We start from the raw sequence: 19,880 nt of genomic DNA, 5'->3' as shown, positions 1-19,880 counted from the left end.
CAGCCACGATCCGACCGGAGCGAACGCGGATGACCGACAAGAAGATGCAGCTCGACAAGATCGATCTCCGGATCCTCGACATCCTGCGTACCGACGGACGGATTTCCTACCGGAAACTGTCGGAGCTCGTGAACCTCACGCCGCGGCCTTGCCAGGCGCGCGTGGAGCGGCTCGAGGCGCTCGGCGTGATCGAAGGCTACCGCGCGGTGATCAAGGCGCCGCGCGCGACCAAGCCGATCGTCGTGATCGCGCAGATCGTGCTGGCCGACCATGGGCGTTCGCAGGCGCCGTTCGAGGATGAAATGCGCGCGAATCCGGCCGTGCTCGATTGCTGGCTCGTCAGCGGCACGTTCGATTTTCTCGTGCGGCTCGCGTGCGAGGATCTCGACGAGTACCGGCGGATCGCGAACGCGTGGCTGGAAAGCCCGCGGTTCCGGATCGAGAAGATCGTCACGACGGCCGAACTGCAGGCGATCAAGCGCAGCGTCGTGTGAGACGACCGGGCCGGGCAGGGCCGGTTGCGAGGCGAATGACCAGGTCAATCGATTTGCATTCCGAACCAAATCGACTGGCTGGATCACAATCAGGGTGAACACTATGGATGCTATGCAAGCGGCAGCGCAGACGGCCGCGCCGTCCGGGACGACGCTCAGGCGCCGTCTGCAGGGCCGTCACATCGCGATGATCGCGATCGGTGGCTCGATCGGCACGGGGCTGTTCGTCGCGTCAGGCGCGTCGGTCGCGCAGGCGGGGCCGGGCGGGGCGATCGCCGCGTATCTCGCGATCGGGATCATGGTCTACTTCGTCGTCACCGGGCTCGGCGAGATGGCGGCGCTGATGCCCGTGTCGGGCTCGTTCGCGATCTACGGCGAGAAGTACGTCGACGAAGGTTTCGGCGTCGCGCTTGGCTGGACCTACTGGTACAGCTGGGCCGTGACGATCGCGATCGAGCTGGTCGCCGCGCAGATCGTGATGCGCTACTGGTTTCCGGCGGTGCCGGGCGTATGGTGGGGCGCGGGCTTCCTCGTGCTGATCTTCCTGCTCAATACGCTGTCGGTGCGCGGCTTTGGCGAATCGGAATACTGGTTCTCGCTGATCAAGGTCGTCACCGTGATCGCGTTCATCGCGGCGGGGCTGCTGATCGCGGCCGGCGTGCTCGGCAACGGTCATCCGGTCGGCTGGCACAACTTCACGACGGGCGACGCGCCGTTCGTCGGCGGCGTGCACGCGATGATGAGCGTCGCGCTGATCGCGGGCTTCTCGTTTCTCGGCACCGAGCTGGTCGGGATCACGGCCGGCGAATCGGAAAATCCGCGCAAGACGATTCCGCACGCGGTGAAGCAGATCTTCTGGCGGATCATGCTGTTCTACGTGCTCGCGATCTTCGTGATCGGCCTGCTCGTGCCGTACACCGACCCGAACCTGCTGAAGAGCGACGTGACCGACATCGGCGTGAGCCCGTTCACGCTGGTGTTCAGCCATGCGGGCTTCCCGCTCGCCGCCGGTGCGATGAACCTGGTGATCCTGACAGCCGTGCTGTCGGCCGGCAATTCCGGCACCTATGCGGCGACGCGGATCCTGTACAACCTCGCAGCGGAAGGGCGCGCGCCGGCGATGTTCGCGACGCTGTCGCCGGGCGGCGTGCCGCGCAACGCGCTGTACGCGACGATGGCCGTCGGCGGCCTGTGCTTCCTCACGTCGCTGACCAACAATCAGGGCATCTATCTGTGGCTGCTGAATACGGTCGGCATCACGGGCTTCATCGCGTGGCTCGGTATCGCGGTCTGCCATTACCGGTTCCGCAAGGGCTTCCTGAAGCAGGGCTACCGGCTCGACCAGCTGCCGTACCGCGCAAAGTGGTTCCCGTTCGGGCCGCTGTTCGCGATCGCGATCTGCATCGTGATTTCGCTCGGGCAGGATTACCAGGCGTTCTTCGCGGCACGCATCGACTGGATGGAAGTGCTGTCGATCTATGTGTGGATTCCGCTGTTCATCGCGATCTGGTGGGCGTATCGCCGCGCGCGCAAGAGCCGGCTCGTGCGCTACGAGGAGATGGAGATCGGGCCTTGGCTGACGCGCTCGGTCGAGGCCGTCGACGCAGCGGCCGGGCAGCACGGGCAGCCGCACTGACCGTGCGCCGGCGACAGCGCTGTAACGGGAGCCGGTCGCATTGCGCGGCCGGCTTTGCTTCGAGCCGCTGAGCGACGATGCGCGAATGGCGCGCTCAGCGCGCGTGCTCCAACTGCGCTTTCATGAAATCGACCCGCGCGCGCACTTTCTGCGGCAGGTGCCGCGCTGTTAAGCGTCCAGCTCCGGATAGTGCCGGAAGATTCCCATGTCGTTGAACGGGATGCGGCGTTCCGATGCGAGATAGCGCGCGACGGATGGATGCTGCGCGACGCGGTCATGCAGCGCGACGAGCGCCGGGATTTTCCGCTCCGCGCGCTTCATCGCTTTCGGAAACGCATAGCGCAGGCCCTCGACGATCTGGAATATCGACAGGTCTGCATAGCTCAGCGCATTGCCCGCGAGATAGCCGCTCTTGTGCGGATTCTGTCCGAGCACGCGGTCGAAGTAGCCGAGGAATTTCGGCAGCCGGTTCTCGAGGAAATCGGCCGCGCGCTCGGCCGCTTCCGCCTTCTGGTCCTCGTAATAGAGGCAACTGGCGATCGGGTGATGCGTATCGTGGATCTCGGTGACGAAATCGGCGACGGTCAGTTGGAGCTGGTGTACCCACAGCCGGCCGGCTTCGTCGTCGGGTGCGAGCCCGAGCCGCGCGCCGAGAAACAGCAGGATGTTCGCCGTCTGCCCGACGACCGCGTCGCCTGCCTTCAGGAACGGCGGTGCGAACGGCACGCATTCGGCCTTCGTGCTGTCCATCATGCGCATCATCGCCGACACGCCCATCCCGCGCCCCGATTCGCGCGCCACATCGACATAGTCTGCTTCGGCTGCCTCGAGCGCGAGCCGTACGTATTCGCCGCGGCCCTGGATCTCGGGCCAGTAATAGAGTTCATATCGCATGCTGTTGTCCTGTTCGTTGAACCGGATGCTGCCGGCATCGTGACGACCGGGCGGCCGCGCGCCGCCCGTTGCGAACAGACAGTCTAGGCGATTGCAGGAAAAGCGCCGCGCGCAACGTGTGCCACGCGCGCCAGCAGCGATCGCGCCACCGGCGAAACAGGCATGCGATTCGCTTGCCGCCTGTGAAACAGGGTCGTCCACCGGCGAAACGGCGCGGCGATCGAGCGGATTCGATCGGCGATTTCACCGCAATTTAACCAACGCCGCCTATGATCGCGCTTCGTCGATCGGCGACGCGTCGCGATTCCGGTTCGCGCGTGCTTGCTCGATTGCCTTTCCTCTTGACCCCGCGAATTTCGTTGGCGCTGCCTGTGGTCAGGCGCGGTCGGCATTCGCATCATTGCGTATCGTGCTCATGAGTCAGCATTCCCCGGCTTCGTCCCGAAGAAAATTCCTCGCCGCCGCGCCAGCCGTCGCGGCTTCGTCGCTGCTGAGCGCATGCGGTGGCGACGATGTCACGTCGGCACCGATCGCCGACAGCGCGCTCGCCGCGCAGATGTCCGCGAAGCTGAATGCACAGCTCGGCGATGCGGCGACGGTCAATGCGATCGTCCCGGCGATGACCGACGTCGGCTTTACGTGGGACCTGCCGACCGTGCCGGCCGCGCAGATCGACGCGATCGTCGCGTACAGCTTCGGCAACCGTCCGAACGCGGCGAGCGGCAACACGTCGAGCACCGGCGGCAACCAGTCCGCGCTGCCCGATCCGGGGCCCGTGAACGAAGCGCTCGCGGACGCCGTGTACCGCATCCGTCAGCTGAAGCCCGTCAAGGTCTATGCGCAGTGGGAAATCGCGCGTTTCCTCGTGTCGAAATACGGGATGGGCACCGACGTGCTGTCGTCGGTCGAGCCGGTGATCGCGAGCGACGGCTCGATCGTGTACCTGAGCACCGCAGGCGTCGCGGCCGTGGCCGTGTCGCGCGCGGGCGGGGCGGCGGCGATGGGCACCGTCGCGGTGGTCGGCCATCGCGATCACGCGAAGCGCTGCATCCAGACGTCGCGGCAGGCGGGCATGAAGGCGGCTGCCGTCGCCGAGGTGCCGTTGCCGACCACGTACGACGCGCAGTCGGGCCAGCCGTGGACACGCAATCGCAGCCTCTACCTCGTGCACGACATGTATGCGCAGATGCTGACGCGCGCGATGACCGCGACGATGCAGGCGTTCCCGAAGGGCTGACGTCCTTCGCTCCCCATTCGACTCTCATGACCATGACTACCCGCCGCCATTTCCTGGCTTCCACTTCCGTCCTCGCCGCCTCGTGCGCGGCTGCCGCGCCCGTATTCGCGAGCGACGCGCCGGCCACCGATGCCGAACTGCAGCGCCAGATGCTCGGCAAGCTGACCAACGAACTGAACGATCGCGCGACCGCCACCGACGCAACCGGTTATCTGCTCGACACGTTTTTCTCGTGGGCACCGCCGACCTTCACTGTGGCCGCCATCAATACGGTCGCCGCATTCAGCTTCGGCACCCGCGCCGGTGGATCGGCCGCGGCACCCGTACCGGGCCCCGTCAACGAGGCGATTGCCGACGCCGTGTTCCAGCTTCGGCAGAAGGTCGCGGCGCCGATCTTCGCGCAGCAGGAGATCGCGAGCGTGCTCGCGTCGAAATACGGTCTGACGGCCGGCGTGACGTCGATCGCGACGCCTGCGTTGGCCGCCGGCAGCCCGATCCCGACGCCCGACGGTGTCGTGGCCGCGATCGTCAAGCAAGCCGGCTCCGCCGCGGCGCTCGGCAAGGTTGGCGTCGTCACGCATTCGGACCAGGCGTCGCTCGCCGTGCGCGTGTCGAATGCGGCGGGGATGCAGGCGGCGGTGCCGGCAGGCCTCGCGCTGCCGCCGCTCTACGATGCGTCTGCGCAGATGCCGGCCATGCGGCGGCGCGACCTCTACCTGCTGAGCAACGCCGGCATGCAGCTCGCGATGCTGCGGCTCGACCTGATCAACCGCGAGTACCCGAACGGCTGACGCCGCCGGCGCAGGGGCACGGCGCAACGAGATCCGCGCGACGCGTCTGCGCGTTTGTCGCTCGCACGGATCGTGCGTGCCGCGGTTGCCGGGTAATGCCGATACAGGTATTGGCACTACCAGCCAAACCACTGTTTTTAATGGGTTTTTTCGCGTCCGGCCTGCGCCGCGACGCGCGCTGCGTGGCATAATCGACCACATCCGCAAGGCTTGTAGTCACAACGACCCCGCATACCCATGGCACAGACTCTCTACGACAAACTGTGGAACACCCACGTGGTCCACACCGAGGAAGACGGCACGACCCTGCTCTATATCGACCGTCAGCTGCTGCACGAAGTCACGAGCCCGCAGGCGTTCGAAGGGCTGAAGATGGCGCAGCGTCCGGTGTGGCGCATCAGCGCGAACCTCGCCGTGTCGGACCACAACGTGCCGACGACGGACCGCAGCCACGGCATTGCCGATCCCGTCTCGAAGCTGCAGGTCGACACGCTCGACGCGAACTGCGATGCGTTCGGCATCACGCAGTTCAAGATGAACGACGTGCGCCAGGGCATCGTGCACATCATCGGGCCGGAGCAGGGCGCGACGCTGCCGGGCATGACGATCGTGTGCGGCGATTCGCACACGTCGACGCACGGCGCGTTCGGCGCGCTCGCGCACGGCATCGGCACGTCGGAAGTCGAGCACGTGCTCGCGACGCAAACCCTGCTGCAGAAAAAGAGCAAGAACATGCTCGTGAAGGTCGAGGGCGCACTGCCGCGCGGCTGTACCGCGAAGGACATCGTGCTCGCGATCATCGGCAAGATCGGTACGGCAGGCGGCACGGGCTACGCAATCGAATTCGGCGGCTCGACGATCCGCGCGCTGACGATGGAAGGCCGCATGACCGTCTGCAACATGGCGATCGAAGCCGGTGCGCGCGCGGGCATGGTCGCGGTGGACGACACGACGATCGAATACCTGAAGGGCCGTCCGTTCGTGCCGACCGGCGCGGAATGGGATCAGGCCGTCGAATACTGGCGCCAGTTCAAGTCGGACGACGGCGCGCAGTTCGACCGCGTGGTGGAGCTGAACGCGGCCGAGATCGTCCCGCAGGTCACGTGGGGCACGTCGCCGGAAATGGTCACGTCGATCGACGGTCGCGTGCCCGATCCCGAGCGCGAGAAGGATCCGGTCAAGCGCGACGCGATGGAGCGCGCGCTGGCATACATGGCGCTCGAGCCGAACACGCCGATCGCATCGATCAAGGTCGACAAGATCTTCATCGGCTCGTGCACGAACGCACGGATCGAGGATATCCGCGCGGCCGCGTATGTCGTGAAGAAGCTGAACCGTCGTGTCGCGTCGAACGTGCGGCTCGCGATGGTCGTGCCGGGCTCGGGCCTCGTGAAGGCACAGGCCGAGCGCGAAGGGCTCGACAAGGTGTTCACGGATGCCGGCTTCGAATGGCGCGAGCCGGGCTGCTCGATGTGCCTCGCGATGAACGCCGACCGGCTCGATCCGGGCGAGCGCTGCGCGTCGACGTCGAACCGCAACTTCGAGGGCCGGCAGGGCGCGGGCGGTCGCACGCACCTCGTGAGCCCCGCGATGGCGGCAGCCGCGGCGATCGAAGGTCACTTCGTCGATATTCGCCAGCTGGGGTAACGCGTGACGGTATCGAAGGTCATCGCGCGGCTGGTTGCCGCGCTGGCGCTGGCGGGGCTGGGCTTCGGCCTCGCGGGCTGCAATACCGTCCGAGGCTTCGGCGAGGACGTCAACGCCGCGGGCAACGCGCTCAAGCGCGCCGCGGACTGACACCGCCACCGAGAATTTGTCGATGTGTGCCGGCCGCGTGCCGGCCCTTCAACCGGATAGACGGATCATGGAAAAATTCACTGTACATACCGGCGTCGTGGCGCCGCTCGATCGCGAGAACGTCGACACCGACGCGATCATCCCGAAGCAGTTCCTGAAGTCGATCAAGCGCACGGGCTTCGGTCCGAACGCGTTCGACGAATGGCGTTACCTCGATCACGGCGAGCCGGGCCAGGACAACTCGAAGCGTCCGCTGAATCCCGACTTCGTGCTGAACCAGCCGCGCTACCAGGGCGCGTCGGTGCTGCTCGCGCGCAAGAACTTCGGCTGCGGCAGCTCGCGCGAGCACGCGCCGTGGGCACTGCAGCAGTACGGCTTCCGCGCGATCATCGCGCCGAGCTTCGCGGACATCTTCTTCAACAACTGCTACAAGAACGGCCTGCTGCCGATCGTGCTGACCGAGCAGCAGGTCGATCACCTGTTCAACGAGACGGTCGCGTTCAACGGCTTTCAACTGACGATCGACCTCGACGCACAGGTCGTGCGCGCGGGCGACGGCCGCGAATATCCGTTCGAGATCGCCGCGTTCCGCAAGTACTGCCTGCTGAACGGCTTCGACGACATCGGCCTCACGCTGCGCCACGCGGACAAGATCCGCCAGTTCGAGGCCGAGCGGCTCGTGAAGCAGCCGTGGCTCAACACCAAGCTGGTCGGCTGATATCGTGCCTTTTCGGGCGAGCGCGCCGGCGGCGCGTTCGCCGGCCTGCCTCATAAAACCTACCCAGTCAGGAATTTCGCATGAAGATTGCAGTGCTGCCCGGCGACGGCATCGGTCCGGAAATCGTCAATGAAGCCGTGAAGGTGCTGAACGCACTCGACGAGACGTTCGAACTCGAACAGGCGCCGGTCGGCGGCGCGGGCTACGAGGCGAGCGGTCATCCGCTGCCCGACGCGACGCTGAAGCTCGCGAAGGAAGCCGACGCGATCCTGTTCGGCGCGGTCGGCGACTGGAAGTACGACTCGCTCGAGCGCGCGCTGCGCCCCGAGCAGGCGATCCTCGGGCTGCGCAAGCATCTCGAGCTGTTCGCGAACTTCCGCCCGGCGATCTGCTATCCGCAGCTCGTCGATGCGTCGCCGCTCAAAGCCGAACTCGTCGCGGGCCTCGACATCCTGATCGTGCGCGAACTGAACGGCGACATCTACTTCGGCCAGCCGCGCGGCGTGCGCGCTGCACCGGACGGCCCGTTCGCCGGCGAGCGCGAAGGCTTCGACACGATGCGCTACTCGGAACCGGAAGTGCGCCGCATCGCGCACGTCGCGTTCCAGGCCGCCCGCAAGCGCGCGAAGAAGCTGCTGTCGGTCGACAAGGCGAACGTGCTCGAAACGTCGCAGTTCTGGCGCGACGTGATGATCGACGTGTCGAAGGAATACGCGGACGTCGAGCTGTCGCACATGTACGTCGACAACGCGGCGATGCAGCTCGCGAAGGCGCCGAAGCAGTTCGACGTGATCGTCACGGGCAACATGTTCGGCGACATCCTGTCGGATGAAGCGTCGATGCTGACGGGTTCGATCGGCATGCTGCCGTCGGCGTCGCTCGACAAGAACAACAAGGGCCTGTACGAGCCGTCGCACGGTTCGGCGCCGGACATCGCGGGCAAGGGCATTGCCAACCCGCTCGCGACGATCCTGTCGGCCGCGATGATGCTGCGCTATTCGCTGAATCGGGCGGAGCAGGCCGATCGCATCGAGCACGCGGTGAAAACGGTGCTCGAACAGGGTTACCGTACGGGCGACATCGCAACGCCGGGCTGCAAGCAGGTCGGCACGACGGCGATGGGCGACGCGGTGGTCGCGGCGCTGTAACGCGATGCGGCACCGATAACGTAGAAAGGGCGCGAACGGGCCGTGAAAATCGGCCGGTTCGCCCGCGGTTGGCCGTTGTGCGGGCCACCGGCTTTGTGTAGACTCGAACGATGGCGCTGATTTCCCTGATCTCCCCGGTCCTGAAACTCCACGGCAACACTGCCCGTGTGGGTGCGCGCGCCATCGTCATCACGAAAACCATTACCACGAAAACGATCATTAAACGCTGATCGCCGTCGTGCCCGCCTGTTTCCCCGCGCGGTCACGCGGGGACGGAAATGGCGGGGAAGCTCCATTCAAAGCAAAGGGTTAGTCATGAACGTAGGTCTCGTAGGTTGGCGCGGCATGGTCGGCAGCGTCCTGATGCAGCGCATGCAGGAAGAAGGCGATTTCGACCTGATCGAACCGGTGTTTTTCAGCACCAGCAACACGGGCGGCAAGGCGCCGTCGTTCGCGAAAAACGAGACTACGCTCAAGGACGCGACCAACGTCGACGAGCTGAAGAAGTGCGACGTGATCATCACGTGCCAGGGTGGCGACTACACGAACGACGTGTTCCCGAAGCTGCGCGCGGCCGGCTGGAACGGCTACTGGATCGACGCGGCATCGTCGCTGCGGATGCAGGACGACGCGGTCATCATCCTCGATCCGGTCAACCTCGACGTGATCAAGGACGCGCTCGTCAAGGGCACGAAGAACTTCATCGGCGGCAACTGCACGGTCAGCCTGATGCTGATGGCGCTCGGCGGCCTGTTCCGCGAGAACCTCGTCGACTGGATCACCGCGATGACCTACCAGGCCGCATCGGGCGCGGGCGCGCAGAACATGCGCGAGCTGCTGTCGCAGATGGGCGCGCTGAACGGCGCGGTGCAGGAACAGCTCGCCGATCCGGCTTCCGCGATCCTCGACATCGACCGCCGCGTGCTGGCCGCGATGAACAGCGATGCAATGCCGACGAGCCACTTCGGCGTGCCGCTGGCCGGTTCGCTGATTCCGTGGATCGACAAGGATCTCGGCAACGGGATGTCGAAGGAAGAGTGGAAGGGCGGCGCTGAAACCAACAAGATCCTCGGCAAGCCGGCCATGGGCGAGCCCGGTTCGATCCCGGTCGACGGCCTGTGCGTGCGGATCGGCGCGATGCGTTGCCATTCGCAGGCGCTGACGATCAAGCTGAAGAAGGACGTGCCGCTCGACGAGATCAACGGCATCCTGGCGTCGGCGAACGACTGGGTGAAGGTCGTGCCGAACGAGCGCGAAGCGTCGATGCGCGACCTGTCGCCGGCGAAGATCACGGGCACGCTGACGGTGCCGGTCGGCCGCCTGCGCAAGCTCGCGATGGGCGGCGAATACCTGTCGGCGTTCACGGTCGGCGACCAGCTGCTGTGGGGCGCGGCCGAGCCGCTGCGCCGCATGCTGCGCATCCTGCTCGACAAGTAAATCCGCTGCATGTCCGGCCCGCGGGCCGGACCGCATACGATACGCGCCGCGTCGGCCCTGGGTCCAGGGCTGGCGCGGCGCGTTTTTTCATGGGCCGATCAGCGCATGCTCAGCAGCGTCTGGTCGACGGCCTGCTGCGTCTTGATCGTCTGCGCGTTCGCCTGGTAATTGCGCTGCGCGGTGATCAGGTTCACGAGCTCGGTCGTCAGGTCGACGTTCGAGTTTTCCAGCGCGCTGCCCTGCAGCGTGCCGTGGTTCGTGCTGCCCGGCGCGGAGACCTGTGGCACGCCCGAAGCGGCGGATTCGACATACTGGTTGCCGCCGACGTTCACGAGCCCGTTCGGGTTGTTGAAGTTCGCGAGCGCGATCAGGCCGAGCACCGCGCTCTGGCCGTTCGAGTAGTTGCCGGTCAGCTTGCCGTCGGTACCGATCGAGAACGTCGTCAGCGTGCCGCTCGCGAAGCCGTCCTGCGCGAGATTGGTCACGCCGTCCTTGCCGCCGTACTGCGTCGTGCCGCCCAGGTCGAGCGTCAGGTTCTGCGGGTTGGCTCCGCCCGTCGTGTTGGGAATCGAGAACGCGAACTGGCCGAGACCCGGCGTCGGCTGGCCGGTCGCGGCCGACGTCGTCGAGCTGATCCGGCCCGATGCGTCGAACGTGACGGTGCCGAGATTCGTCGGCGCCTGGCCCTGCACGCCCGCGTATGCCTGCCACGTGCCGGCCGCGCTCTTCGCGAAGTACATCGCGACCTGCTGCGAGCCGCCGAGCGTGTCGTAGACCTGGATCGACGCGTTGTAGTTGTACGTCGTGCTGTCGCTCGCATTGAACGGCGTCCTGGCCGGCACCTTGTCCTGCGCGTTCAGGTTGAACTGGCCGGTAATCGTGTTCGTCGCGCGCGGCGCGATGTTGCTGGTCGGCGCCTGCAGCGCCACGGTCTGCGCGGTGTTGATCACGCCGCCCGCGCCCGCCGCGTAGCCCATCAGGTTGCGGCCTTGCGAGTCGACGATGGCGCCGTTCTTGTCGCGATGGAACGTGCCGTCGCGCGAGTACGTGGTCACGCCGTTGCTCGACATCTGGAAGAAGCCGTTGCCGTTGATCGCGACGTCGAGCGACGACTTCGTCGTATTGATCGTCCCCTGGCCGAAATTCCGCTGCACCGACGCGAGCTGCGTGCCGATGCCGATCTGCGTGTTGACCGACGTCGCGACCGAATTCGCGTACATGTCGGCGAAGTTTGCGCGCCCCTGCTTGAAGCCGACCGTGTTCGCGTTCGCGATGTTGTTGCCGATCACGTCGAGATTGCTCGACGCGCCGGCCAACCCGCTCAAACCCTGCTGATAGCCCATGTTCGATCCCCGTAACGAGCTGTTGAGTAAATGCAGTCTTGCGACTGCGCTGACTTCCGGCACTGCACGGCGCCAGCCCGGCCGGTCGCACCCCCGCCTTTCCGGCATGGGTGAGTGCGAGGACCGAATTGCGCCGATTCCTGTTCGAAGGCGATCGTAGCGGCGGCGATTATCTGGTCTGTGTAATTTTGTGTAATGTAATTGAATTGTTGTCGAAATGAATGATTTAGTATGAACAATGGATCGTGGGTTGCGAGTCGAAAGCCTTGTGGGGCGTGGCTTTGGCGGGAGGTGTTTTCAATTGATTGATAAGAGTGGGGAATTGCCTTCTTATCGATCAATTGAAATTCATTCGGATGAAACTGGCTGGCCGATGGGATTTGTTTTGACTATCAGCGGCTGATTCATTAACGGCATGCAGCACGAATTGTTGAGCGGACACGCGCGATTGAGCCGTCGGGATCCTGCGTTGGACGACCGGGCGGGCAAGGCCGCCCGGAGCGTACGTGACAGCCGCGCCATGCGTTCCGGATGCGGGGTGCCGTGACGACTTCCAGTCATCGCTGGGGCTCGTTTGATCGATCCGGTATGTCGGCTGCAGCGTGCGGACCCGACGAGGCTACGGCCCCCGATCGCCGGGCGGCAGCGCGCGGTTGCACCGGCCGGAGACGAATTCGGCCCGAACATGATCGCGTGAAGTAAACTACGCGTTTACGACGCACAGACCAGCCGAAAGCGTCGCGTTTCGCGCGACGCTTTTGCATTTCTGCGGCAACTTTACTGACGCCTTCAACCGCGAATCCGAGCCGCGCCCGCGCGCGGCGATAGAGCCAACGATGTCCCGAATTTCCTTGTTTCCGCGCCAGTCCCGTCTGTCGCGCGCCGTGCGTGGCGCGCTGGCGATCCTGGCGCTCGGCGCAGCCGCATCGGCCTGGGCTGCCGGCACCGTCGAACTGCCGGCGTCCGCTGCCGGCGGCGACGCACCGCTTACCGTGACGGTCCAGCCGGGCCAGTCGCTGAACGACATCGCGAAAGCGGCCACGCAATCGCACGATCCCGCCGTGCTTGCACGCGCCGGCCGCGCGCTGTTCGACGCCAATCCGCAGGCGTTCATGAAGCGCGACGCGAGCCGCCTGAAAGTCGGCGCGACGCTGACCGTGCCCGCGCTCGACGCAACCGGCGCGGCACTCGTGCCGGCCGGTGCCTCCGCGGCATCGGGAACGACGGCGGCGTCCGCGCCTGCCGCCGCATCGGGCGGTACCGCGGAAGCGCAGCATGGCGCGTCCGCGCCGCATCCCGGGGCGGCCGCGCAAGCCGCGCCGGTGACGCCGGCCGTCCATGCGGCTCCCGTGAGCGGCGCGAGCGTTGCGACGGCAGCGGGGACGTCGGCTTCGGTCGGCGCTTCGGCGGCGCATGGCGCGTCGGCGGGCGACGCCCTGCAGCCGGCGGCGCCTGCCGCAGGCGCAAGCGGCCCGCATGTATGGAGCGGTGCGATCCAGTCGGCCCCGTCGTCCGCGAGCGAGGCTGCGGTCCAGCCGGTGCCGGGCGGCCCGGTTTCGGGCTCGCACGAGCCGGCAGGTGCGACGGCTGCTACGGGCGCGTCGCAGCCGCGGCCGTCGAGCCTGCAGCAGTTGCTGGCGCTGAAGAACCGCGTGCTGATGGAGTTGCAGAAGCACGGCATCGGCAAGCCGGGCACGACGAACGGCGTTGCGCCAGTGCCTGCACCGGCGCCTGCCGCGCCGCGTCCGGCCGCGAACGACGCCGGTGCGTCGGCAGCCGCGCCGGCGGCAAGCGAGGCCACGTCCGGCGTCGCCGCCAGCGCGGCGCAGCCGGCATCGGTGCCGGTGCAAGCGGTCGCGCCTGTCGCGACACCGGCGCGCCGCACCGAGCAGATGGACTGGCGCCCGGCCGCGGTGGCCGGCGCTGCCGTGATCGTGCTCGCGGCCGGTTTTGCGTGGCGCAAGCGCAGGAAAGGCCGCGGGACGGGCGATGCCGGCGCGGCTGCCACTGCCGCAGGTGCGGCCGCGGCGCCGGAAGCCGAAGCCCCGCCGTCGATCGACCACACGTTGCCGATTCAGCCCGAGATGCCGGTTGCGCGCGACGCGGCGTCCGATCAGTTCCTTGCTGCGGCGACTGCCGCTGCGGCCGAAACAGTCGAGCCGTCTGTCGCTGACGTGCCGTCGGCGCCGGAAGTCGCGAAGCTGCATGACGAGCAGCCCGAATTGCCGGCTGCTCGAGCGGCGGTACCGCCCGCGAGCGAGACAGCGCCGGCTCCGCACGATGCAGAACCGGCGGAACCGGCCGCTGCCGCCGCCACGCCGGCCGACACGCCCGCTTCACCTTCGACGACCGACGCGCAACACGCGACGCTGATGCAGAACGCGATCAGCGCGCTCAACAGCCTCGACATGCCGTTGCCGCCGCGGACGTCGGATGAAGCGCCGCTGACGCCGGACGAGTTGTCCGCGCGGGCAGGGCAGTCCGGCACCGACGAAATTGCAACTAACGGTCAAGTCGCATCGCATCCGCCGATTGGCGCGGGCTATCCGACCCCCGAACATCCGGCCGATCAGGACGACGAGTACGACTGGGATCCGGACGCGGCGACGCCCGCCGGCCACGCGGGCAGCACGCCCGCGCTGTCGCCGCTCGGCGGCGCGCAGTTCGGTGCGCTGAAGCTCGATTTCGATCTCGACCTGCCGTCAGCACCGGGCGCCGCGCTGCCCGCACTGACTGCGGACGAGCTTGCCCGCATCGCGCGCAACAAGCTCGATCTCGCGTCGGAGTACGTCGAACTGGGCGACCTGTCCGGCGCACGAACGCTGCTGCAGGAAGTGGTCGACGCGAACGACGCCGCGACGCGCGACGATGCGCGCGCGCTGCTCGCGAAGCTGGCGGACGAGGCGTGATGCGGATCGCACTGGGCGTCCAGTACGACGGCGCGGCGTTCTGCGGCTGGCAGGCGCAGCCGCACGGCAAGACCGTGCAGGACCGGCTCGAGCACGCGCTGGCCGAGTTCGCGCGGGTGCCGCTGCATACGACGGTCGCCGGCCGGACCGACACCGGCGTGCACGGGCTCGGGCAGGTCGTGCACTTCGATACCGACCTCGAACGCGAGGTGTTCTCGTGGGTGCGCGGGACCAACGCGTTCCTGCCGTCGACCGTGTCGGTGCAGTGGGCGAAGCCGATGCCGGACACTTTCCACGCGCGTTTCTCGGCGTTCGAGCGCACCTATTACTACGCGCTGTACGTGCATCCCGTGCGGTCGCCGATGCTGGCCGGGCGCGCGGGCTGGATCCACACGCCGCTCGACGACGACGCGATGCGCGCCGCCGCCGCGCACCTGATCGGCGAGCACGATTTCTCGTCGTTCCGGTCGTCGGAATGCCAGTCGAAGACGCCGGTCAAGCACCTGTATCAGATCGACGTGCGGCGCGCGGGGCATTTCATCCATTTCCGCTTCCGTGCGAACGCGTTCCTGCATCACATGGTGCGCAACCTGATGGGCTGCCTCGTCGCGGTCGGGCGCGGCCGCTATCCGGCCGACTGGCTCGCCGACGTACTGGCCGGGCGCGACCGCAATCTCGCGGCGCCCACGTTCATGGCCGACGGGCTGTACCTCGCCCACGTCGGCTACCCGGCGGAATTCGCCGTCCCGCCCGCGCAGCTCGGCAGCGTGCCGTGGAGCAGCGTCTGGGCCGATCTGGACCCTCAATCATGACGGATCACGCCGTGTCCTCCCCGACTCCCGCCGCAACCGGCCTGCCGCCGCGCACGCGCATCAAGCTGTGCGGGCTGTCGCGCCCCGAGGACGTGCTGCACGCGGCGGCGCTCGGCGCCGACGCGATCGGCCTCGTGTTCTATCCGAAGAGCCCGCGCGCGGTGACCATCGCGCAGGCGGCCGAGCTGGCGAGCCTCGCGCCGCCGTTCGTGTCGGTGGTCGGGCTGTTCGTGAACGCGACCGAAGCCGAGATCGAGGCCGTCGTGCGCGACGTGCCGCTCACGTTGCTGCAGCTCCACGGCGACGAGACGCCCGAGCAGTGCGACGCGCTCGGCCGCGCGGCACGCCTGCCGTGGCTGCGTGCGGTGCGCGTCGGCCCCTCGACGCAGCGTGCCGATTTGGTAGAATCGGCTCTTCATTATTCGAAAGCGCGCGGCCTCCTGTTCGACACCCTGGTGCCGGATTACGGTGGTAGCGGCAAGGTCTTCGATTGGTCTCTTATTCCCGCAGAGCTCGCGCATCGGGCCGTTTTGAGTGGTGGCTTGAGCGCGCAAAACGTCGGTGATGCGATCCGCCAGCTGCGTCCGTTTGCTGTCGATGTCTCGAGTGGCATCGAAGTAGAGGGCGCAAAGGGCGTGAAGGATCACGCCCGGATGGCGGCGTTCGTACGCGCGGTGCGCGAAGCGGACGCCCGGTGATGCAAGCGGTGCGGCCTGGCAAGCGGGGCGCGCCGACCGATCGAGAGAGACACCATGTACAACCTTCCTGATGATCGCGGCCATTTCGGCCCGTATGGCGGCGTGTTCGTCGCCGAGACGCTGATTCACGCGCTGGACGAACTGCGCGCGGCGTATGAAAAATTCCGGAACGATCCCGACTTCGTCGCCGAATACGAGCGCGAGCTGAAGTATTTCGTCGGCCGTCCGTCGCCGATCTACCACGCGCAGCGCTGGAGCGAGATGCTCGGCGGCGCGCAGGTCTACCTGAAGCGCGAAGACCTGAACCACACGGGCGCGCACAAGATCAACAACGTGATCGGCCAGGCGCTGCTCGCGAAGCGCATGGGCAAGAAGCGCGTGATCGCCGAAACCGGTGCCGGCCAGCACGGCGTCGCAACCGCGACGATCTGCGCGCGCTTCGGCATGGAGTGCATCGTCTACATGGGCGCCGAGGACGTGCGCCGGCAGGCGGCGAACGTGTACCGGATGAAGCTGCTTGGTGCTACGGTCGTGCCGGTCGAATCGGGTTCGCGCACGCTGAAGGACGCGCTGAACGAAGCGATGCGCGACTGGGTCACGAACATCGAGAGCACGTTCTACATCATCGGCACGGTCGCGGGCCCGCACCCGTACCCGATGATGGTGCGCGACTTCCAGCGCGTGATCGGCGACGAGTGCAAGGTGCAGATGCCCGAACTCGCGGGCCGGCAGCCCGATGCGGTAATTGCCTGCGTCGGCGGCGGCTCGAACGCGATGGGCATCTTCTATCCGTACATCGACGACCAATCGGTGCAGCTGATCGGCGTCGAAGCGGCCGGCGACGGCCTTGACACGGGCCATCATGCGGCCTCGCTGATCGCCGGCAGCCCGGGCGTGCTGCACGGCAACCGCACGTACCTGCTGCAGGACGACAACGGCCAGATCATCGAGACGCATTCGGTGTCGGCGGGCCTCGACTATCCGGGCGTCGGCCCCGAACACGCGTGGCTGAAGGACAGCGGCCGCGCGCAGTACGTGCCGATCACCGACGACGAAGCGCTGAAGGCATTCCACGACTGCTGCCGGATCGAGGGGATCATTCCCGCGCTCGAGTCGAGCCACGCGATCGCGTATGGCGTGAAGCTCGCACCGACGTTGCCGAAGGACAAGATCCTGCTCGTCAACCTGTCGGGCCGCGGTGACAAGGACATGCACACGGTCGCCGAGCGATCGGGCATCGACCTCTGACCCGACCGATGCGTGACCTGATCGAAGAGCCGGGCGGCGGTGCCGCGAGCGAGGCGGAGGCGGTTCAGCCCGTCGCCGCGGCGCCGCGCGCGCTGCCGTCCGGTATCGAACTGCATAACCGCGATTTCCTGACCGATGCCGCGCACCTGCCGGATGCGTCGATCGACCTGATCGTCGCCGATCCGCCGTACGGGCTCGGCAAGGACTACGGCAACGACTCGGACAAGCGTTCGGGCGACGATTTCCTCGCGTGGACGCGCGAGTGGCTCGAGCTCGCGATTCCGAAGCTGAAGCCGAGCGGGTCGATGTACATCTTCTGCACGTGGCAGTACGCGCCGGAAATCTTCAGTTTCCTGAAGACGAAGCTCACGATGGTCAACGAGATTATCTGGGACCGGCGCGTGCCGAGCATGGGCGGCACGACGCGCCGTTTCACGTCGGTGCACGACAACATCGGCTTTTTCGCGGTTTCCAAGGCGTATTACTTCGATCTCGATCCGGTCCGCATCCCGTACGACGCCGATACGAAGAAGGCTCGCTCGCGCAAGCTGTTCGAAGGCAGCAAGTGGCTGGAGATGGGCTACAACCCGAAGGACGTCTGGTCGGTCTCGCGCCTGCATCGGCAGCACGCGGAGCGCGTCGATCATCCGACCCAGAAGCCGCTGGAAATCATCGAGCGGATGGTGCTCGCAAGCTGCCCGCCGGGCGGCCGCGTGCTCGATCCGTTCATGGGCAGCGGCACGACCGCGGTGGCCTGCGCACGGCAGGGGCGCGACTTCGTCGGCTACGAGATCAACGAAAGCTATTGTGCGATCGCGCACGAGCGCGTGAACGCGCTCGCGGCGCCGGCGTGCGCGTGAATCGCGCCGCCGCATCGCCGAATGCTGCTTTGCATGGGACCGGAGTAAGCGCTAAAGCGCTAACTCCGGTCGACATAGGAAAATTATCATGAATCGTATTCAGCAGACCTTCGCCGCGCTCGCCGAACAAGGCCGTAAGGGCCTGATCCCGTTCATCACGGCCGGCGACCCCGATCCCGCGAAAACCGTCGAATTCATGCACGCGCTCGCCGCAGGCGGCGCCGACGTGATCGAACTCGGCGTGCCGTTCTCGGACCCGATGGCCGACGGTCCCGTGATCCAGCGCTCGTCGGAACGCGCGCTCGCGCGCGGCGTCACGTTGAAAAGCGTGCTCGCCGACGTGAAGCGTTTTCGCGAAACCGACCCCAAAACGCCTGTCGTGCTGATGGGCTATGCGAACCCGATCGAACGGATGGGCGTCGACGCGTTCGCGGCCGAAGCGCACGCGGCCGGCGTCGACGGCGTGCTGGTGGTCGACTATCCGCCGGAAGAGGCGGGCGTATTCGCCGAAAAGATGCGTGCCGCGCAGATCGATCCGATCTTCCTGCTCGCGCCCACGTCGACCGACGAACGCATCGCCGACGTCGGCAAGATCGCGAGCGGCTACGTCTATTACGTGTCGCTCAAGGGCGTGACCGGCGCAGGAAATCTGGATGTTTCGAGCATTGCGGGTAAAATCCCGGCCATCAAGTCGCGCGTGCCGGTTCCGGTGGGCGTCGGCTTCGGTATCCGCGACGCCGAAACGGCGCGCGCGGTGGCCGAAGTGTCGGACGCCGTCGTGATCGGCAGCCGCCTCGTGCAGCTGCTCGAAAGCGCGGCGCCGGACGCTGCCGCCGCCGCGCTGAAGACGTTCATCGCCGAGCTGCGTGCCGCCCTGGACGGCGCGGGCAAGACGGCGCGATAAACACAACACAGGAAGCGGGCGGGCCCAACGGCCCGTCCCGCCACGGAACAGGAAACCATACGATGAGCTGGCTCGACAAACTGTTGCCGCCGAAGATCAAGCAGACCGATCCGAAAAGCCGCAAGGGCATTCCGGAAGGCCTGTGGGTCAAGTGCCCGTCCTGCGAGGCCGTGCTGTACCGCAACGACGTGGACGCGAACCTGCACGTGTGCCCGAAGTGCGATCACCACATGCGCATCGGCGCGCGTGAACGCCTCGACGGGCTGCTCGATCCGGAAGGCCGCTATGAAATCGGCCAGGAGATCGTGCCGGTCGACACGCTGAAGTTCAAGGACAGCCGCAAGTACCCCGATCGTCTGAAGGAAGCGATGGACGAGACGGGCGAAACCGACGCGATGGTCGTGATGGGCGGTGCGATCCACACGCTGCCGGTCGTCGCGGCCTGCTTCGAGTTCTCGTTCATGGGCGGCTCGATGGGCTCGGTCGTCGGCGAGCGCTTCGCACGCGGCGCGCAGAACGCGCTCGAACAGCACGTGCCGTTCATCTGCTTCACCGCTTCGGGCGGTGCGCGGATGCAGGAAAGCCTGCTGTCGCTGATGCAGATGGCGAAAACCACCGCGATGCTGACCAAGCTGGCCGAAGCGAAGCTGCCGTTCATCTCGGTGCTGACCGACCCGACGATGGGTGGCGTGTCGGCGAGCTTTGCGTTCCTCGGCGACGTCGTGATCGCCGAACCGAAGGCGCTGATCGGCTTTGCCGGCCCGCGCGTGATCGAGCAGACGGTTCGCGAGAAGCTGCCGGAAGGCTTCCAGCGCGCCGAATTCCTGATCAAGACGGGCGCGATCGACATGATCGTCGACCGTCGCAAGATGCGCGACGAGATCGCGCAACTGCTCGCGCTGCTGCAGCGACAGCCGGCCGACGCGCTGGCTTGACCGGCGCAAGGTTGTGAAC

At 66.6% G+C, this 19,880-nt stretch carries 19 protein-coding genes; 17 read left to right on the top strand and 2 right to left on the bottom strand.

Annotation, left to right across the window (positions count from 1 at the left end; translation table 11 throughout):
- The first annotated feature begins 29 nt into the window (after positions 1 to 29).
- Together U5798_RS06645 and U5798_RS06640 are read left to right on the top strand one after the other, a co-directional pair.
- Positions 30 to 494 carry an Lrp/AsnC family transcriptional regulator gene (locus U5798_RS06645; protein ID WP_044843805.1) on the top strand — a complete coding sequence of 155 codons (465 nt, stop codon included), beginning with the start codon at positions 30 to 32 and terminating at the stop codon, positions 492 to 494.
- 103 nt (positions 495 to 597) lie between these two features.
- Complete coding sequence (locus tag U5798_RS06640; protein ID WP_322081601.1) at positions 598 to 2,130, top strand: amino acid permease; 1,533 nt, start codon at positions 598 to 600, stop codon at positions 2,128 to 2,130.
- A gap of 168 nt (positions 2,131 to 2,298) precedes the next feature.
- Here the strand turns inward: U5798_RS06640 and U5798_RS06635 are convergent, their stop codons facing one another.
- Positions 2,299 to 3,024, bottom strand: a complete 726-nt coding sequence (locus tag U5798_RS06635; RefSeq protein ID WP_322081600.1) for a glutathione S-transferase — start codon at positions 3,022 to 3,024, stop codon at positions 2,299 to 2,301.
- Positions 3,025 to 3,439: 415 nt separating this feature from the next.
- On the opposite strand from U5798_RS06635, the gene U5798_RS06630 reads away from it, so the two are divergent.
- From U5798_RS06630 to asd, 8 genes are all read left to right on the top strand, one after another.
- Complete coding sequence (locus U5798_RS06630) at positions 3,440 to 4,261, top strand: hypothetical protein (RefSeq protein WP_322081599.1); 822 nt, start codon at positions 3,440 to 3,442, stop codon at positions 4,259 to 4,261.
- Between the two features lie 32 nt (positions 4,262 to 4,293).
- Positions 4,294 to 5,052 (top strand): Tat pathway signal protein, encoded by a 759-nt coding sequence (locus tag U5798_RS06625; RefSeq protein WP_322081692.1) that lies wholly within the window; start codon positions 4,294 to 4,296, stop codon positions 5,050 to 5,052.
- A gap of 237 nt (positions 5,053 to 5,289) precedes the next feature.
- On the top strand, positions 5,290 to 6,699 hold the full coding sequence (leuC, locus tag U5798_RS06620; RefSeq protein ID WP_124446615.1) for a 3-isopropylmalate dehydratase large subunit: 1,410 nt from the start codon (positions 5,290 to 5,292) through the stop codon (positions 6,697 to 6,699).
- Between the two features lie 3 nt (positions 6,700 to 6,702).
- Positions 6,703 to 6,849, top strand: coding sequence for an entericidin A/B family lipoprotein (locus U5798_RS06615; protein ID WP_124446617.1), 147 nt, complete (start codon positions 6,703 to 6,705; stop codon positions 6,847 to 6,849).
- Between the two features lie 67 nt (positions 6,850 to 6,916).
- Positions 6,917 to 7,567 (top strand): 3-isopropylmalate dehydratase small subunit, encoded by a 651-nt coding sequence (gene leuD, locus U5798_RS06610; RefSeq protein WP_011548097.1) that lies wholly within the window; start codon positions 6,917 to 6,919, stop codon positions 7,565 to 7,567.
- Between the two features lie 80 nt (positions 7,568 to 7,647).
- Positions 7,648 to 8,715 carry a 3-isopropylmalate dehydrogenase gene (gene leuB, locus U5798_RS06605; RefSeq protein WP_322081598.1) on the top strand — a complete coding sequence of 356 codons (1,068 nt, stop codon included), beginning with the start codon at positions 7,648 to 7,650 and terminating at the stop codon, positions 8,713 to 8,715.
- 110 nt (positions 8,716 to 8,825) lie between these two features.
- Positions 8,826 to 8,945: a hypothetical protein gene (locus U5798_RS06600; RefSeq protein ID WP_006487736.1), complete on the top strand. Its 120-nt coding sequence runs from the start codon at positions 8,826 to 8,828 to the stop codon at positions 8,943 to 8,945.
- A gap of 85 nt (positions 8,946 to 9,030) precedes the next feature.
- Positions 9,031 to 10,152, top strand: a complete 1,122-nt coding sequence (gene asd / locus U5798_RS06595) for an aspartate-semialdehyde dehydrogenase (RefSeq protein WP_322081597.1) — start codon at positions 9,031 to 9,033, stop codon at positions 10,150 to 10,152.
- A gap of 98 nt (positions 10,153 to 10,250) precedes the next feature.
- Here asd and flgE read toward each other — a convergent pair whose 3' ends face one another.
- Complete coding sequence (flgE, locus tag U5798_RS06590; RefSeq protein WP_322081596.1) at positions 10,251 to 11,495, bottom strand: flagellar hook protein FlgE; 1,245 nt, start codon at positions 11,493 to 11,495, stop codon at positions 10,251 to 10,253.
- Between the two features lie 836 nt (positions 11,496 to 12,331).
- Here flgE and U5798_RS06585 point away from each other — a divergent pair.
- The 7 genes from U5798_RS06585 to accD all read left to right on the top strand — a co-directional run bounded on the left by U5798_RS06585 (position 12,332) and on the right by accD (position 19,861).
- Positions 12,332 to 14,404: a FimV/HubP family polar landmark protein gene (locus U5798_RS06585; protein WP_322081595.1), complete on the top strand. Its 2,073-nt coding sequence runs from the start codon at positions 12,332 to 12,334 to the stop codon at positions 14,402 to 14,404.
- Complete coding sequence (gene truA, locus U5798_RS06580) at positions 14,404 to 15,216, top strand: tRNA pseudouridine(38-40) synthase TruA (protein WP_322081594.1); 813 nt, start codon at positions 14,404 to 14,406, stop codon at positions 15,214 to 15,216. Before U5798_RS06585 ends, truA begins: the two co-directional genes overlap by 1 nt.
- Positions 15,213 to 15,914, top strand: a complete 702-nt coding sequence (locus tag U5798_RS06575) for a phosphoribosylanthranilate isomerase (protein ID WP_124446627.1) — start codon at positions 15,213 to 15,215, stop codon at positions 15,912 to 15,914. The genes truA and U5798_RS06575 overlap by 4 nt, the downstream gene beginning before the upstream one ends.
- A gap of 54 nt (positions 15,915 to 15,968) precedes the next feature.
- Entirely contained in the window at positions 15,969 to 17,162 is a 1,194-nt protein-coding gene (gene trpB, locus U5798_RS06570; RefSeq protein ID WP_322081593.1) for a tryptophan synthase subunit beta, read from the top strand.
- A gap of 8 nt (positions 17,163 to 17,170) precedes the next feature.
- Positions 17,171 to 18,022, top strand: a complete 852-nt coding sequence (locus U5798_RS06565; RefSeq protein ID WP_124446631.1) for a DNA-methyltransferase — start codon at positions 17,171 to 17,173, stop codon at positions 18,020 to 18,022.
- Positions 18,023 to 18,110: 88 nt separating this feature from the next.
- Complete coding sequence (gene trpA / locus U5798_RS06560) at positions 18,111 to 18,926, top strand: tryptophan synthase subunit alpha (protein WP_322081592.1); 816 nt, start codon at positions 18,111 to 18,113, stop codon at positions 18,924 to 18,926.
- Positions 18,927 to 18,988: 62 nt separating this feature from the next.
- Positions 18,989 to 19,861: an acetyl-CoA carboxylase, carboxyltransferase subunit beta gene (gene accD / locus U5798_RS06555; RefSeq protein ID WP_322081591.1), complete on the top strand. Its 873-nt coding sequence runs from the start codon at positions 18,989 to 18,991 to the stop codon at positions 19,859 to 19,861.
- Positions 19,862 to 19,880 lie beyond the last annotated feature (19 nt).

The organism is Burkholderia sp. BCC1972 (assembly GCF_905339605.1).
GTDB lineage: Bacteria > Pseudomonadota > Gammaproteobacteria > Burkholderiales > Burkholderiaceae > Burkholderia.
This window is presented reverse-complemented; position numbering and strand designations above follow the sequence as displayed.